This window comes from Microbulbifer thermotolerans (assembly GCF_001617625.1).
In the GTDB taxonomy this organism is placed as follows: Bacteria; Pseudomonadota; Gammaproteobacteria; order Pseudomonadales; family Cellvibrionaceae; genus Microbulbifer; species Microbulbifer thermotolerans.
Genome location: NZ_CP014864.1, coordinates 3583752 through 3600482, shown reverse-complemented (window position 1 = coordinate 3600482; position 16731 = coordinate 3583752). Strand labels below are relative to the sequence as shown.

At 57.7% G+C, this 16731-nt stretch carries 14 protein-coding genes; 5 read left to right on the top strand and 9 right to left on the bottom strand.

Going from position 1 to position 16731, the window contains the following annotated elements:
* Positions 1-77 precede the first annotated feature (77 nt).
* The 9 genes from A3224_RS14820 to hutC all read right to left on the bottom strand — a co-directional run bounded on the left by A3224_RS14820 (position 78) and on the right by hutC (position 8438).
* On the bottom strand, positions 78-377 hold the full coding sequence (locus A3224_RS14820; protein WP_067156374.1) for a hypothetical protein: 300 nt from the start codon (positions 375-377) through the stop codon (positions 78-80).
* On the bottom strand, positions 374-1579 hold the full coding sequence (locus A3224_RS14815; RefSeq protein WP_067156371.1) for an IS256 family transposase: 1206 nt from the start codon (positions 1577-1579) through the stop codon (positions 374-376). Before A3224_RS14815 ends, A3224_RS14820 begins: the two co-directional genes overlap by 4 nt.
* Before the next feature lie 165 nt (positions 1580-1744).
* Positions 1745-2365 (bottom strand): response regulator transcription factor, encoded by a 621-nt coding sequence (locus A3224_RS14810; RefSeq protein WP_067156368.1) that lies wholly within the window; start codon positions 2363-2365, stop codon positions 1745-1747.
* Between the two features lie 44 nt (positions 2366-2409).
* The gene (locus tag A3224_RS14805; RefSeq protein ID WP_067156366.1) at positions 2410-3198 is read right to left on the bottom strand and encodes a 3-hydroxybutyrate dehydrogenase; all 789 of its coding nucleotides are present in this window, start codon (positions 3196-3198) and stop codon (positions 2410-2412) included.
* 193 nt (positions 3199-3391) lie between these two features.
* Positions 3392-3787 carry a hypothetical protein gene (locus tag A3224_RS14800; RefSeq protein ID WP_067156362.1) on the bottom strand — a complete coding sequence of 132 codons (396 nt, stop codon included), beginning with the start codon at positions 3785-3787 and terminating at the stop codon, positions 3392-3394.
* Between the two features lie 93 nt (positions 3788-3880).
* The gene (locus A3224_RS14795) at positions 3881-4168 is read right to left on the bottom strand and encodes a hypothetical protein (RefSeq protein ID WP_067156359.1); all 288 of its coding nucleotides are present in this window, start codon (positions 4166-4168) and stop codon (positions 3881-3883) included.
* Positions 4169-4330: 162 nt separating this feature from the next.
* Complete coding sequence (gene hutH, locus A3224_RS14790) at positions 4331-5872, bottom strand: histidine ammonia-lyase (protein ID WP_067156356.1); 1542 nt, start codon at positions 5870-5872, stop codon at positions 4331-4333.
* Positions 5873-5907: 35 nt separating this feature from the next.
* Positions 5908-7584, bottom strand: coding sequence for a urocanate hydratase (gene hutU / locus A3224_RS14785; RefSeq protein ID WP_067156353.1), 1677 nt, complete (start codon positions 7582-7584; stop codon positions 5908-5910).
* A gap of 119 nt (positions 7585-7703) precedes the next feature.
* Entirely contained in the window at positions 7704-8438 is a 735-nt protein-coding gene (gene hutC / locus A3224_RS14780; protein WP_067156350.1) for a histidine utilization repressor, read from the bottom strand.
* A gap of 344 nt (positions 8439-8782) precedes the next feature.
* Between hutC and hutI the strand changes: the two genes are divergently transcribed.
* From hutI to A3224_RS14755, 5 genes are all read left to right on the top strand, one after another.
* Positions 8783-10027 (top strand): imidazolonepropionase, encoded by a 1245-nt coding sequence (hutI, locus tag A3224_RS14775; RefSeq protein ID WP_067156348.1) that lies wholly within the window; start codon positions 8783-8785, stop codon positions 10025-10027.
* The gene (gene hutG, locus A3224_RS14770) at positions 10011-10982 is read left to right on the top strand and encodes a formimidoylglutamase (protein ID WP_067156345.1); all 972 of its coding nucleotides are present in this window, start codon (positions 10011-10013) and stop codon (positions 10980-10982) included. The genes hutI and hutG overlap by 17 nt, the downstream gene beginning before the upstream one ends.
* A gap of 300 nt (positions 10983-11282) precedes the next feature.
* On the top strand, positions 11283-13214 hold the full coding sequence (locus tag A3224_RS14765; protein WP_067156342.1) for a TonB-dependent receptor domain-containing protein: 1932 nt from the start codon (positions 11283-11285) through the stop codon (positions 13212-13214).
* Positions 13215-13700: 486 nt separating this feature from the next.
* Entirely contained in the window at positions 13701-15065 is a 1365-nt protein-coding gene (locus tag A3224_RS14760; RefSeq protein WP_082817562.1) for an isochorismate synthase, read from the top strand.
* Complete coding sequence (locus A3224_RS14755; protein WP_197463007.1) at positions 15062-16729, top strand: (2,3-dihydroxybenzoyl)adenylate synthase; 1668 nt, start codon at positions 15062-15064, stop codon at positions 16727-16729. Before A3224_RS14760 ends, A3224_RS14755 begins: the two co-directional genes overlap by 4 nt.
* Positions 16730-16731 lie beyond the last annotated feature (2 nt).

The window sequence follows — 16731 nt, the reverse complement described above, 5'->3', positions numbered from 1 at the left end:
TAGAAAGTGGGGAGCAGGTCAGCAGCAGTCCTTCGCAGAAGCTCGCGATGAAGTTTTTTTCAAAGAAAGGCAAAACTTTAGGAAGTGATGGGCGGGGACAGGTAGCGCTCACAGTAGCGAATACCCTGTGCCCAGCGTTTGCCGAGCTGCCCGCAGGCATTTCGCACCGAGTGCGCAGCGCCAACCAGACACTTGAAGCGGCTTTCGAAATTGCGGTTCAGGTAGAGCCAGTGCCGAGGGTCGATCTGTAATCGTTCTAGAATTGGTGGTAGTTGTTCTTCGATAGCGCCCCGCTTGTCTTCACGAAGGCAACGGCCACTCCAGTCGACCAGCTCCAGATGAGGGTGTTCAAAATTCTGTGTCAGCCAAATAGTCACAGACTGATGTATTTCTCCAAGCGCTCTGGGAAGTGGATCGCCAGCTGTGACAGCGTCAGATTCCAATTCTGGATGGGGTGCGTCCAGCGCTCGGAGGCCTTCAGTATAGCGGCGTACAGCAGCTTGAGTAAGCTGTTCTCATTGGCGAAGCCGCCCTTGGTTTTGGTCAGTTTTCGAAACTGCCGGTGCACGGCTTCAACGGCGTTTGTGGTGTAAATCGGCTTGCGTACGTATTCCGGATATTTGAAGTAGGCCGATAGTGTGGGCCACTTGCTGCGCCAGGACTTGATCACCATCGGGTATTTGCCGCCCCATTTGGCTTCCAGCTCGTCCAGTGCGCTCTCGGCAGCATTGAGTGTTGCCGCCTTGTAGACACATTTGAGATCCGCCATAAAGGCCTTCTGGTTCTTCGAAGCCACGTACTTCATCGAATTGCGGATCTGGTGGATCACGCAGTGCTGGATCTCTGTCTTGGGGTAGATACTCTCGATAGCTTCGGGGAAGCCCTGGAGGCCATCCACACAGGCGATCAGGATATCTTTGACCCCGCGGTTGTATAAGTCGGTCAGAACGCTCAGCCAATGGTGTGCGCCTTCCTGGTCGGACAAGTAGAGTCCCAGCAGCTCTTTCTTGCCTTCGATGTTCAGGCCGAGGATGGTGTAAATAGCCTTGCTGATATAGCGGCCGTTTTCCTTGATTTTATAGTGGATAGCGTCGAGCCAGATGATAGGGTAGATAGGCTCCAGGTCGCGCTCACGCCAGGCCTGAAGCTCGGGCAGCAGCTTGTCTGTAACGGCATTAATGGTGCCGTTGGAGAGTTCCATACCGTAGATTTCGGCAATGTGTGTGCGGATGTCCTGGTAGCTGTTACCGAGGGCAAACAGAGCGATCACTTTGCGCTCCAGTTCGTCGGTAAGCTGCGTCTGATGCTTTTTGACGATCTGCGGTTCGAAGGTGCCGGCACGGTCCCGCGGCGTATCCAGTTCAAAGCTGCCAGCGGAGCTCTTCATGGTCTTAGACGTATGGCCATTCTTGCGGTTGGGCTTGTCCTCACTTGCGAGGTGCTCCTCCAACTCCGCCCGCATGGCCGCTTCGGTAAGCTGTTTGATCAGTGGGGTCAGGATGCCGTCTTTGCCACTGAGGTCTTTGCCCTCACGCAGTGCCTTGATGGCGGCATCCATATCGAAGGTAGGTTTGGTCATGGGTCATCTCTTTTTTGTTAATGGTAAAGAAATGACGCAGAATTCTGAACACTACCCAGCCAATACAAAAATTACTAACTGGGTGTTAGATAGGTCCTCGTAGCAGCCATGTAGTGGTACCCGGATATAAAATCTCTGCCACCACCACTGACGTACAAAGAGCTCTTAAAGTTGGACCAGAGACTGAGCCTCGCGAATCAACTGCTTGCGGTCGCGCAGTTCCAGCTTGCGCAGAATCGCTGTCACGTGGCTTTTTACTGTGGGTTCGGTGATTTCCAGCTCAAAGGCAATCTGTTTGTTCAGCATGCCGCGGGCGATCATGTGGAAAATGCGCAGTTGCTGCGGTGTCAGTCGGTTTAAGCGCTCGGCGAGGTCGCTTTCCTGCTCGCTTTCCAGTGCCTCGGTGCTGAACCATTGTTCTCCCGCCAGTACCTGTTCGATGCACTGTACAATTTCCTCCGGCTCTGCCGTTTTGGAGAGAAAACCGCTGGCCCCGAGTGCGGCGGCCTGCCGTATCACTGTATCTCTGTCGCTGCCGGACACCACCACAACCGGGACCGTCGGATAGTCGTTGCGTATCTGCGCCAAGCCGCTGAAGCCCTCGCTACCGGGCATATTCAGGTCCAGGAGCAGCAGGTCAATGGTGGAATCCTCCAGGGCGTTCAGGGTGGACTGGAGATCCCGGCTCTGCAGAAGTTCGCAGTCCGGGAAGTGGCGGGACAGAGTGGTAGCCAGGGCGTCGCGATAGAGGGGGTGATCGTCGGCAATCAGCAGTTGGTAATTCACTTCGCGCCCCGTTGATGAAAAATTTATATAACGGGGCGGAGATGTTACTGCGCGCTCCAGCCTCCGTCCACCGGCAGGGAAGCGCCGGTAATAGTGTTGGCGAAGTCGCCGCATAAATAGAGTGCCAGTTCGCCGATCGCCTCTGGTGCCGTTGCCCGTGTCAGTGGCTGCTTGGCGCCGATCAGGCGTATTCGGGCGGCTTCCAGATCCAGGCTTTCGCGTTCGGCAATGGCTTCTATTTGGGGTTGTATTAAGGGGGTCTCGACCCATCCGGGACAGATGGCGTTGGCGGTGATGCCAAAGTCAGCGTTTTCCAGTGCCAGCACTTTGGTTAACCCCACTAGGCCGTGTTTGGCGGCGCAGTAGGCGGCTTTCTGCTCGGATGCTACCAAGCCGTGTACAGAGGCGATGTTAATGATGCGCCCCCACTGATTCTCGCGCATACCGGGCAGCAGTTCCCGGCTGAGGAAGAAGGCCGCACTCAGATTGATGGCGATAATTCTGTGCCACTGTTCGGTGGGAAAATCCTGGGCTTGGGAAGTAAATTGAACCCCGGCATTGTTGACCAGAATTGACGGCTGGCCGATGGCTTCACGAGTTTCGGCCACCAGCTGCGCGCAGCCTTCCTCTGAGGCGATATTCGCCGCGCTGAAACCGCATTCCACGGCGTATTTTTCGCGGAATTGGCGCTGTAATTGCGCGCCCTGCGCAGGTTCCATCAGCCCGTGCAACATGACAGGGTGGCCGGCTCCCGCCATGCGGTGCGCGATTGCAAGGCCAATACCACTGGTGGAGCCGCTGATTAAAACCGGTTGTTTTTGTTCCTGCTGCACTGAAAAACCCCCGCAGTTGTTTTCCGGTCCGGCCTATCCGCCGCGCACCGGCATTTAGAGTCTTGTGTTTGTTTTTAAAAATGCTAGCAGCGGTGCCGGGGCTGGTCTGTATGACCAAGGTATGAGAACAGTGATGCGATGGGCTGCCGCCGCCGGCGCGATACCGGCAGCGGCGGGAGGAAGTGTGCCCTTATCAGCGGCGATGAGACGAGCGGTGTCCGCTGGAGCGGTGTATTGACCGGCTCGGGCTGCGGTAATAGGAACGACCACTGTGATAGCTGCGGCCACGGTAATAGGAGCGGTTGTGATAGTAGGGACGGGTGCGGTAGTAGGGACGACCGCGATATTGGTAGTGGCCGCGATAGTAGGGGCGTCCGTAGTAACGGTAGCGCGGGTGGTAGCGATAGCGGTAGTAGCGCGGAGATGAGTAATAGAGATAGACGTTACTGGATGGATAATAGTAAGGGTAAGAGTAGGGATAGGTGGAATAGTAGCCGCCGCTGTAGTAGCCGTCGGTTACACAGGCGCCTAAGGTAAGGGCGGAGCCGATGGTGGTGGCAATCAGCCCGGTTTTGAGGAGTCTGTTCATAGCACAATCTCCGAGTTGGGAAAGCTCCATTGGTTACGGCATTCCCTGCGGCACCTCTGTGTCGCTCGCCTGGGATTGGTTGGTGCCCGCCGGTTAGTAGGGGATAAGCCGCGGCGCCACCGGCGGCCAGTAGTAATAGGGCGGCCGCGGACGGTAGTAGCCCCCGCTCCAGTAGTAGTCAGGGTGGCGTGCGTTATGGCAGACGCCGTCCGGGTGGCAGTGGGAATAGGGGCCGCCGAACCGGTAATAAGCCCTGCCGGTTACAGTGGTACTGCGGGGGGAGTACCCGCTACCGCTGCAGGCGGACAGCGTCAGGACACTTGTGGCCATCACTACACAGCAGGTGGCGGACGCCAGCACCCTTTCACACAGCCTGCTCATTCAGACCTCCGCGCCGGTTGGCGGCTAAAACATCTAATAGTCAGCCTAGCAGGGATGGCGCAAATTTCATCAAATTGCGCGGATTTCGATCTCTTTTGTCGAGAGGAGGGGGAACAGAAAAGGCGCCGAGCGGATACGGCGCCTCAGAAGCGGGATGGAGATTCAGTGGCAGCTGGGCAATAGCTCGTTATTGACAAGCTGCAGGTAGAGTGCGCTTTTCAGCAGCTGTTTGGCTTCTTCGATATCCGGCGCGAAGTAGCGGTCCTTGTCGTAGAAAGCCACCCGCTCGCGCAGCATCGCCTTGGCCGCTTCCAGTGTTTCCGTGGTCTTCAAAGGCGCGCGGAAATCCAGCCCCTGGCAGGCGGCCAGCAATTCCACCGCCAGAATACCGCAGGTGTTGTCGGCCATATCCCGCAGGCGGCGGCCGGCGAAGGTGGCCATGGAGACATGGTCTTCCTGGTTGGCGGAAGTCGGCAGTGAGTCGACACTGGCCGGGTGGGCGAGGGTTTTATTTTCGCTGGCCAGCGCGGCGGCGGTTACCTGAGCGATCATAAAGCCGGAGTTGACCCCGCCGTTTTCCACCAGGAAGGGCGGCAGGCCGGACAGGTTGGTGTCGATTAACAGGGCCATGCGGCGTTCGGAGAGGGCGCCAATTTCCGCCAGCGCCAGGGCCAGGTTGTCGGCGACCATGGCCACAGGCTCCGCGTGGAAGTTGCCGCCGGAAATAATGTCGGTGTCTTCCCCGTCGGCGAACACCAGCGGGTTGTCGGACACGCCGTTGGCTTCCGCCAGCAGCACTTCGGCGGCAAAGCGGATCTGTTGCAGGCAGGCGCCCATCACCTGGGGCTGGCAGCGCAGGGAATAGGGGTCTTGAACCTTTTCGCAGAATTGGTGGGAGTCGCCGATCTGGCTGCTGTCGCCGAGCAGTGCGCGGTAGGCGGCGGCCACGTCGCGCTGTGCTTTTTGTCCTCGCACCTGATGAATGCGGTCGTCGAAGGGACGGCGCGACCCCTTGGCGGCCTCCAGCGCCAGAGCACCGGTGACGACAGCGCCGGCAAACAAGTCTTCAGCCGCGAACAGCCCCTGCAGCGCAAAGGCGGTAGAGGCCTGGGTGCCGTTCAGCAGCGCCAAGCCCTCTTTGGGGGCGAGGGTTATCGGTGTCAGGCCCGCTTTTTTCAGGCCGTCTATGGCGGGGCGGCGTTCGCCGTTGATAAATACTTCGCCCTCGCCCAGCAGCACCACGCTCATATGGGCCAGGGGGGCGAGGTCGCCGGAGGCGCCCACTGAACCCTTTTCCGGAATCGCGGGGATAACACCGGCGTTGACCAGTTGGATCAGTGCGTCGATCAGTTCCGCGCGCACGCCGGAAAAGCCGCGCGCGAGGGAATTGATTTTCAGCACCATCAGCAGGCGCACTGTGGCCTCGTCCATAAAGTCGCCGGTACCGGCGGCGTGGCTCAACACGATTGCACGCTGCAGAGTTTCCAGATCTTTTTTCTCGATGCGCGTGTTTGCCAGCAGGCCGAAACCAGTGTTGATTCCGTAGACGGTGCGCCCCTCGCTGAGCACCTGGGCAACGGTTTTGGCGGCGGCCTCGATGGCTGGATAGGCACTTTTGGCCAAGGACAGGGTTACCGGCTCGCGCGCGACGCGGCGCAGTTGGGCGAGGCTCAGCTGGCCGGGGTCAATTTCCAGTTGGTACATAAAACTCTCACCAAATTGTTATTTTCGAAGCGGTTTCAGTCTTTCAGCATCGGCAAGTCCAGGCCCTGTTCCCTGGCGCATTGCTTCGCAATTTCGTAGCCCGCATCCGCGTGGCGCATCACGCCGGTGGCCGGGTCGTTCCACAGCACCCGTTCAATACGCTTGCGCGCCGCTTCGGTGCCGTCACAGACAATCACTACGCCGGCGTGCTGGGAAAAGCCCATGCCTACACCGCCGCCGTGGTGGATAGAGACCCAGGTGGCGCCGCTGGCGGTATTCAGCAGGGCGTTGAGCAGGGGCCAGTCGGATACGGCATCGCTGCCGTCCAGCATGGCTTCGGTTTCGCGGTTGGGGCTGGCGACGGAGCCGGAATCCAGGTGGTCGCGGCCGATTACCACCGGCGCCTCCAGCTCGCCGCTGGCCACCATGTCGTTAAAGGCCAGGGCCAGGCGCGCGCGGTCTTTCAGACCCACCCAGCAGATTCGCGCCGGCAGGCCCTGAAAGCGGATGCGTTCGCGGGCCATATCCAGCCAGTTGTGCAGCTGGGGATTGTCCGGGATCAGTTCTTTTACCTTGGCGTCGGTTTTGTAGATATCTTCCGGATTGCCGGACAGGGCCGCCCAGCGGAAGGGGCCTATGCCTTCGCAGAAGAGCGGGCGGATATAGGCGGGTACAAAGCCGGGGAAATCGAAGGCATTTTCTACGCCTTCTTCGAAAGCCATCTGGCGGATGTTGTTGCCGTAGTCCAGGGTGGCGGCGCCGCGCTTTTGCAGTTCCAGCATGGCCTGTACCTGGATGGCCATGGATTTTTTCGCTTCCTTTACCACCAGTGCCGGATCTTTTTGGCGCATTTCTGCGGCCTGTTGCAGGGTCCAGCCTTTTGGCAGATAACCGTTTAACGGATCGTGGGCGGAGGTCTGGTCGGTGACTGCGTCCGGCTGGATGTTGCGGGCGACGATTTCCGGAAAAATTTCCGCGGCATTGCCGAGCAGGCCGATGGAAACCGCTTCGCCTTTGTTTTTGGCCTCTTCGATAATTTGCAGCGCCTGATCCAGACTGTCGGTTTTGCGGTCCAGATAGCCGGTGCGCAGACGAAAATCGATGCGGCTTTCGTCGCACTCGACCGCGATCATGCTGAAGCCGGCCATGGTCGCCGCCAGCGGCTGGGCGCCGCCCATGCCGCCGAGACCGCCGGTGAGAATCCAGCGGCCTTTGGACTGGCCGTCGAAATGCTGACGCGCCACTGCGGCGAAGGTTTCATAGGTGCCCTGCACAATGCCCTGAGAGCCGATATAGATCCAGGAGCCAGCGGTCATCTGGCCGTACATCATCAGCCCTTTTTTATCCAGCTCGTTGAAGTGTTCCCAGTTGGCCCAGTGGGGCACCAGATTGGAGTTGGCGATCAGGACCCGCGGCGCGTCGGCGTGGGTCTTGAATACACCCACCGGTTTGCCGGACTGCACCAGCAGGGTTTCGTCGTCCTCCAGGCGCTTTAATACCTCGATGATCTTGTCGAAGCACTCCCAGTCCCGCGCGGCGCGGCCGATGCCGCCGTAGACAACCAGTTCCTCCGGGCGCTCGGCCACGTCCGGGTGCAGGTTGTTCATCAGCATGCGCAGCGGCGCTTCGGTAAACCAGCTTTTCGCGTTGAGCCGGGTGCCGGTGGGGGCGGTGATTTTACGGTTGGGATCGCGGCGTTTATTGGTCGTCATGGTTGCCTCGCAAGGTATTTTCTCGGAGTCGCCCGTTTGTATTTCTTTATCGGGTGTGTAGTTGTCTTAATCCGTGGGTGCGAAAGTTATTTTGGCGGTGGGGTACGCATGCCAATTCTTCAGAACCTGAGCTGCGCGCCCAACCGATAACGATTCCCCGGGTGCACCAGCCGCGCAAAACTCACGGTGCCGGCGCTGCTCTTGGTGCGGCGCCAGATCTGCAGGCATGGGCTGTTTACTTCAATTGCCAGTGCCGCGCTGATGGCCGCATCCGCGGCAATCGCCTCCACCGTGGTGTCCGCCTCGACCAGCGGTGCCACCCGGGACAGATAGGCGTTGGGGGTGGTCGCACTGAAATCCTGTTGCAAGTAGTCTGGCGCCAGCGCCGGATTGGTAAAGCGCTCTTCCCACTGAATCGGCAGCCCGTTATCGCAGTGCACAATGATCGAGTGGAAGATGGGCGCGCCCTCGGGCACGTTCAGGGCGTGGGCCACTTCGGGTGTGGCTTCCCCCCCCTGCAACAATAGAACCCGGCTGCTGTAGCTGTGGCCGCGGGCGGAGATCTCGTCGGCGATATTGCGCACTTCCAAGAGCGAGCCCGCCGGCACCGGCTCGGCGACGAAGGTGCCCAGCCCTTGGGAGCGTTTCAGCACCCCTTCGTCTGTCAACTCACTCAGCGCCCGGCGCGCCGTCATGCGGCTGACATTGAACTCCTGTGCCAGTTGGTTTTCCGAGGGCACCTGAAAGTGCACCGGCCAGTTGCCCGTCTCTATCTGGCGGCGGATATGGCGCTTGATGGCTGCATAGCGTGGCTCGCCGGTGTTGGGGCCCGAGGGCTCTCTTGCAGTATTCATAGACTTCGGTCAATTGCTACGTCAGCTTGTATATGGTTGTATATACAAGATGGTGGGTACTATGGTGCCCACTCCGAGTGCTGTCAAGCCGAGTGCGGCTTAGGTGGGATTAGTGGGTGGGGTCGGGATGCCTGTCAGGCAGAGGCCGCGCCCGCGCCGCCAGCTCGGCGAGTCTCTGATGAGTTTGCCTGAGTGCCCCGGGATTAATTACAGCGCTCACTCGAATTAATCAGAGGTTCCTTAGAGAAACCGCTCGGTCTACCGGGCGACCGTCTATGGTTAAAAGAAGAAATTCGCGCCGTCCGTGTCATGTAAAGGCCGTTTCGGCGTTGGGAAAAGTATCTATGACAGAACGCTGTGACTTGTTGATCACCAATATCCACGCCGCCACCATGGACCCGGCGATCCGCGGGGGCTACGGCGCCGTGGAGGACGCCGCAGTGGCGGTGACCGGCGGCAAAATTGTCTGGCTGGGTTCGCGCAAAGAACTGCCGGATTGCAGTGCGGATGAAGTTGTAGATGGCGAGGGCCAGTGGCTGACACCGGGCCTGATCGACTGCCACACCCACCTGGTTTACGGCGGCCACCGCGCGTCGGAATTTGCCCGCCGCCTCGGCGGTGAAAGCTACGAGGAGGTGGCCCGGTCCGGCGGGGGGATTTTGTCGACGGTACGCGCCACCCGCGCCGCCAGTGCCGAACAGCTCTACGCCGCCGCTGTGCCACGCCTGCAGGCGCTGATGTCCGAAGGCGTGACCACCGTGGAAATCAAATCCGGCTACGGTTTGGAGTTGGACACGGAACTGAAGCAGCTGCGCACCGCCCGCCGTCTGGCTCAGCACTACCCGGTGGAGATTGTCACCAGCTGTCTTGCGGCCCATGCCCTGCCGCCGGAATACGACGGCCGCGCGGATGAATATATCGATCTGGTATGCGAGCGGATACTGCCTGCGGCGGCAGGGGAACAGTTGGCCGATGCGGTGGATATGTTCTGTGAGTCCATCGCTTTTTCTGTCGAGCAGTGCCAGCGGGTTATCGACTGTGCGAAGAAGCTCGGCCTGCCGGTGAAGGTACACGCGGAGCAGATGGCGCATACCGGTGCCACCGCCATGGCGGTCAAGGCCGGCGCTCTCTCGGTTGACCATATTGAGTACATCACTGATATGGATGTGGCGGCCTTGGCCGAAAGCGGCACCGTCGCAGTATTGTTGCCGGGGGCCTTTTACACGCTGCGTGAAACGCGTACACCCCCGGTGGAAAAGCTGCGCGCCTCTGGCGTCCCCATGGCTCTGGCCTCTGATCTCAATCCAGGCAGCTGCCCCCTGGCATCGCTGCGCCTAATGATGAACATGGGTTGTAATTTTTTCGGGCTGACGCCCGCGGAAGCCCTGGCAGGCGTCACCCGCGCCGCGGCAAGGGCGTTGGGACTCAGTTGCTCCCGTGGATCACTGCGTGTGGGACTGCGGGCGGATATGGTCCTCTGGCCAATGGATACTCCCGATCGGCTGGCTTACGAAGTAGGCGCGCTGAATCCAGCGCGGGTATTTTTTGCCGGCAAAACCGTAGGAGGCAGCGATGTTGCAGCTGGCTGATATGCGCCTGTGGCGCGGCCGCACTGACACAGAGGACGGCAGAGCCGGTGAGCGCTGGCACCAGAGGATTGCGCCCTTGCAGCTGGACAGCCCGCCAGGGGTGGCGATACTCGGTTTTGCCTCCGACGAGGGCGTGCGCCGCAACAAAGGCCGCATCGGCGCTGCCAAGGGGCCGCGCGTGTTGCGCCTGGCCATGGCCAACCTGCCCGCCACTTTTGATGCGCCCCTGTACGATGCGGGTAACGTCAGAGTTCAAAAGGACGACCTGGAGTCCGCGCAATCGCTGCTGGGCGCGCGCATCGCCGAACTGCTCTCTGGCGGCCATTTTCCGCTGGTGCTCGGCGGCGGCCACGAGATTGCCTTCGGTAGCTATTTGGGTATCGCCCGCTGGATGCGGGAACAACACAGAGATAAGACGCTCGGCATTATCAATTTTGACGCCCATCTGGACTTGCGTATCCCTGCGCCCAAGGGCTCATCGGGTACACCCTTTTATCAGATCGCCGAGCAGTGCGAGATCAATGGTCGCCCGTTTAATTATCTGTGTGTCGGCGCCGCCGACAGTGCCAATACACCCGCGCTCTACCAACGCGCCAATGAACTGGGTGTGAGGGTGATTCGCGACCGCGAAATTACCGCCTGGAACCTGGAGTCGGTGCAAGAGCGGATTCGGGAATTTATCCGCGGTGTGGACATTGTCTACCTGACCGTGTGCCTGGATGTTCTGCCAGCGGCGGTGATGCCCGCCGTCAGTGCCCCGGCGGGGCGGGGTGTGTCACTGGAGTTATTGGAACCGCTGCTGGATACGGTTTTGGCATCGAAAAAGGTGTGCCTGGCGGATATGGCGGAGTACAACCCCTATTTCGATATTGAAGATCGCGCCGCGCGCACGGCGGCGATTATCGCCTTCCTGATCGTCAACGGCATTTCCGCGCTGCCGCAATCCACAATTTGATCCCAGTCCATTCCGTTTGAGCGGCACAGGCTGGCCGCTCCCCTTCGCGTGGCAATTCTGCTGCGCACGCAAATTGTTCAACACCCAATTGCCGCCACCTGCCGTCGATTCGCGCGCTGTCACTGGCTTTCGGCTGTCGGCCCGCGCTGTGCGAAAACAAATTGACGCGAATTACCTGCCCAGCTTGGGGTTAACCATTGTTTAGTATTGTAAAACTAAATAAGAATCTATATCATTTGTATCAATTGGACGTTGCACGCGGGTGGCGTTAACTCGCAGACTGGGGGAGAGTTTTGACAAATGTTTAAAAAAAATACGCTTGCTGCACTGATCGCAATGAACCTGGCGGTACCGGTATACGCCGCTGACGCTGAGAAGGGGGATATGGAGGAAATGGTCGTGACGGCAACGCTGACCGCTCGCGATAGCGCAACCTCTCCCGCCTTTACCAGCGTCATTACCTCCGAGGAAATCACACGTACTTCCGTCAACAGTCTCGCCGATTTATTGCGGGATACGGTGGGGGTGAACAACCGCTCGGACTCACTGGGGCGGGATGAAATTCAGATCCGCGGGATGGGCGGGCGCTACACCCTGATCCTAGTGGATGGAAAGCGGGTGTCTTCCATCGGTGCCCTGTGGCGAGGCGGAGATTTTGATTACAACTCCGTACCCCTCGGCAGTATCGAGCGCGTGGAAATCGTGCGCGGTCCTATGGCTGCGCTGTATGGCTCTGATGCTATTGGGGGTGTGGTGAACATTATCACCAAGGCGCCGTCACAGGAGTGGCACGGCAATGTCAACGTGGAATTCCGCGGGGTCGACGGCGGTGAAGAGGGTGCGCAGCAACGTGTGAATGCTTCCATTTCCGGTGCGCTCAGCGATCGCGTGAGCCAATCCCTGAGCGCGGAAATTTATCAGCGCGATGCCTGGTACCGCAACGATGCCGATGATCTGACAGAGGTGCCCGGATTGGAGGAAAAAGAATCTTCCAGTTTGGTGAGTACCACCCGGATCAAGCTGACCGACAATCAAAATCTCGATGTGGACCTGGGTTATAACAATGATGAGCGCCCCTACGGCCGCTACAGTGCTGGCGATGGCTGGGCTGACTATCGGGAGCAGTCAATTGAGCGCTTTTCCTACGGCTTGACCCACGATGCCAAGTGGGGCTGGGGTAAAAGTGTTGTCTACCTGAAGCAGGAAGACAGCGAAATCGAGGACTACAACAGCCGCTACGACGATCCGCAAGATCGGATACTGGAAGAGCAGAATACCTATTTTAAAGCGTATGGCATTACCGAGCTGGGTATTAACGCCGTAACAGCCGGAATTGAGTACCGGGAACAGGAAGTCACTGACAAAGTTTCCTATGCAGATACCGGCTCTGAATCCGTCAGCACTACTTCTCTGTTCGTTCAGGATGAAATCGCCTTCACCGAGCGATTGAACCTCACTCTGGGGGGGCGCCTCGATGATCACGAGCTGTTCGGAGATCATTTCACCTCAAAGCTGTTCGTGACTTATGCATTGACGGACGCAATTGTATTGAAAGGCGGTATCAGCGAGGCATTCAAGGCGCCGGATGTTTATCAGTTCAGTGAACAATACCAACTGCTCAGCTGTGGAGGCTCTTGTTATATACCTGGAAATCCCGATCTGGAGCCGGAAACAAGCACCAATATGGAAGCGGGTATTGAGGCGCGTGAAGACGGCTGGCACCTAAGTGCGGTGGTCTTCGATAACGATGTCGAAGATAAGATAGAGGCCAGTTATATCGAGTCCCTCGGTGCCCGCGCCTGGGTGAATCTCTCCACCGCCCACACCCGGGGCATAGAGCTGGATGGCAGTGTTACGCTGACGCCAAGCGTTTTCCTTTCCGGCAATTACACCCATATGTTCGATGCGGAATACAGCTACGGCGGAGAAGATATAGACCTGGAGAATCAGCCGGAAACGCAGGCAAACCTGGCGCTGAATTGGCAGATCACCGATGCGCTAAATGGCAACGTTTCCGCTAACTATGTCGGCGAACAAGTAGATTATTACGGGGAAACCCTGCCTTCCTACACCCGCCTTGACGTAACCGGGTCCTATGAAATAACGGACGCATTCGGACTGCGATTTGGAATAAAAAATGTTACGGATGTCGACCTGGAAGAGGAAAATGAAAGCTATTACTCAAGGGAATTGGGCCGAAATTATTATCTGAGTGCCCACTATAGCTTCTAAGGATGCGCCCATGTGCATCCATCAAGCGCGGTTCTGCTTGTAACTGCATTCAGGTGCCCACTGCTGGGCACCCTGTCTTCGGCCCGATTCCGGGCTGGATAGCGCACGGATGCGTGCCGGGGCTATATGCAAAGGAGTTGCTGATACTGGTCCCGGCTTATTGCACTGATGTCCGGTGGAAACTCATTCCAAAAACTCCTCGGGTTCACTAAAGAATCTCTGTTTGATTCGCGCGAGCGCTGCAGTTGATTGAGGGGCACACAGGTAATGAAATGGATATTTCAATAATGTATGACTAGGCCGCTATAGATTCCGCCCGTACATATAACGATATTCTAAATATCCATAGCTTTAATTGAGCACCATATCTGCGTGCAGCAACGATTGCCCTGACGCGAATTAATCAGATTCTTTTCAATATCCAATAGCGCCCGTGGGACCATTTTGGAAGTGGTCAGATGTTCCTTTACTCGCGAGGAGAATGCGATGAACGAACTGGCTGAAGCTGCAGAGTTCAAGGGGGTGGATTCTGAGCTGGCAAACGCGGAATACCTTTTTATGTCATCCCACTGCGGCATTCGTGGAAATGGGATATTTGAACAATTGCTACTGCCGGTAAAAAGCGGGGATAAAAGTCACCAATGGATTCTGGGGGGCAAGGATGGAGATTCGGGAAAAGATTTCTTCCATCATAAGTTGCGAGCCGCATTTCAACGGGCGCGTCAGGCAGGGATAGCCAACCCGATTGCCATTGGCGCTATTCCCTTTGATCAGACACAACCGGCGGAGATTACCATACCGTGCAGTTATGAAATTTTCTCGCGTTCACTGCGGATTAAGCCTTTTATAGCTGTTAAAACAAAACAGGGTGAGTGTAAATCCCCCCGGTTGCTGCACCAAAAGAGCCTGCCAGAAAAACAACGCTTTAAACAGGCGGTTAAGCAGATCATTGCGAACTTTTCCCTCAGTGATATCCGAAAAGCCGTTCTTTCCCGCATGCTGGAGTTGGAATTGGATGGCCCTGTGTGCCTGAACACATTTTTTAGTCGTCTGGTTGCGCTCAACCCCTCTGCCTATCATTTCCGCTTTCCGCTATCCAGCGGTGCGCAATTGATAGGGGCAAGTCCGGAGCTGTTGCTGCGGCGCCAGGGAGCGCAAGTGTATACCAATCCCCTGGCTGGCTCGGCCAAGCGGCAGGGCGATACGGCGATGGATAAAAAGGTCAGTGAAAATCTCACCGAGTCCGCTAAAGATGCCTACGAGCACCGGCTGGTGATTGAAGATATTCGCGCGCAATTGACGCCGCTGTGCAGCGAACTAAGCATTCCCGATAGCCCTCAATTGATGCAAACCAGCACCATGTGGCATCTCTCTACGCCGATTTGTGGAACGCTGGCTAACCCGGATATGACAGTACTGCAGTTGGCCTGCCGCCTGCATCCAACGCCGGCTTTATGTGGATTCCCGACGGAAGCTGCGCAGAAACTGATTCAACTGGTGGAACCATTTGACCGGGGAATGTTCGGTGGCATCGTCGGCTGGTGTGATGCCCAGGGCAATGGCGAATGGGCGGTGGCAATTCGGTGCGGACTCTTTTCCGGACGCCGTGTACAGCTTTTTGCGGGTGCAGGCATCGTGGCGGACTCGGACCCGGAAAGTGAGTGGCAGGAAACACAGGCAAAACTTAAGACGATGTTGAATGCCCTCGGCGTTGACGCGGACATGGAAAAAGACGGGGAAAAAGCTGACGTTATCGGCGAAGACAATGTAAGGGCGAACAAAAATAACAGCGGAGAAATTGCTCGGGCCGCGCGCAAGCCGTTGGACACCAGGTCGGAGGTGTCGGCATGACTACAGAGGCTATGGGTGCGATTTCCGCAATTGAATACACGCAATGGCCCGAGGAGCTGCAACGTCGCTATCGGCAGAGTGGCTACTGGATAGACCGCCCCCTGACTGATTTGATACAGGGGAGTGACTCTGCAAAAAACGTGGCTGTAATTTGTGGCGAGCGGGCCTTTACCTACGCGGATCTTGACCGGCTGTCATCCCATTTGGCGGCAGAGCTTGGGCAGCGCGGACTGTGCCGGGGGCAGACTGCGCTGGTCCAGTTACCCAATATCGCCGAGTTTTATATTGTCTTTTTTGCCTTGCTGAAACTTGGCGTGGCACCGGTCAATGCGCTGTTTAGCCATCAACAACTGGAACTCAATGCCTATGCGGAACAACTGCAACCGACGCTGGTAATCGGCAGCGCGCGCCACAAGCTGTTTCGAAGTGCAGATTTCACTGAACAGCTGAAAAAGAAATTCCCCCAGGTGCACGTATTGGTGCTTGGGGCCACAGATTACACAGACGATCTGGAACAATGTCTCCACAGCCCTGAGGGCCACGCCGGGCGGGCGTTTTGTTCTCCCTCGGCGGCACATCAAGTGGCATTTTTCCAATTGTCCGGAGGCAGCACGGGAACACCAAAGCTGATCCCGCGCACACACAATGATTACTACTATAGTGTGCGCCGCAGCGCGGAGATTTGCCGCCTGAGCTCGCACACCAGATACCTCTGTGCATTGCCCGCACCGCATAATTTTCCCCTCAGCTCCCCGGGCGCTCTCGGTGTTTTTCACGCGGGGGGCACCGTGATCCTGGCCGAATCAACGGAGCCCGGGCAGTGTTTTGCACTGGTGCAGCGCCACGGCGTCACCATGGCCGCCTTGGTCCCTTCAGCGGTAAACCTCTGGCTGTCTGCAGCTGAGCGCGCGCAGGCGCGCGGAGAGAAGCCTCTGAACAGTTTGCAATTGTTACAGGTGGGCGGGGCAAATTTTGCCGAGACAGTGGCCCGCCGTGTTCCCACTGTCCTTGGGTGCCGTTTGCAACAGGTTTTCGGAATGGCCGAAGGCCTGGTGAATTACACGCGTCTGGACGATAGCGATGAAAAAATTTTCACCACTCAGGGGCGCCCGATGAGCGATGGCGATGAGGTTCGGGTGCTGGACGAAAAAGGCAACCCAGTAACCGTGGGGCAGCCCGGTCTGCTTTATACCCGTGGCCCATACACCTTTCGCGGTTATTACAAGGCACCGCAGCAAAACGCACGGGTATTCGACAAAGAGGGATTTTACTGCTCCGGAGACATAGTGCAGCAGGATGAAGACGGCTATTTAAGAGTCGTGGGGCGGGTCAAAGACCAGATCAATCGCGGTGGAGAAAAAATAGCCGCGGAAGAGGTGGAAAACCTACTGCTGAAACACGGCGACATTGAACAGGTAGGGTTGATTGCCTTGCAGGATGCCAATCTTGGGGAGAAGAGCTGCGCCTGTATCGTCACACGCAACGCAAAATTAAAACCCGTACAGCTGCGCCGTTTTCTTAGAGAGCAGGGGCTTGCCGACTACAAGATACCGGACCGGTTCCAGTTTCTCAAAGCGCTGCCGCTGACGGCGGTGGGAAAAATTGACAAGGTGGCTCTGCGTGCTCAGGTGGGGCGCCGCTTATTGGCCGAGGAAGCTATTTGAAG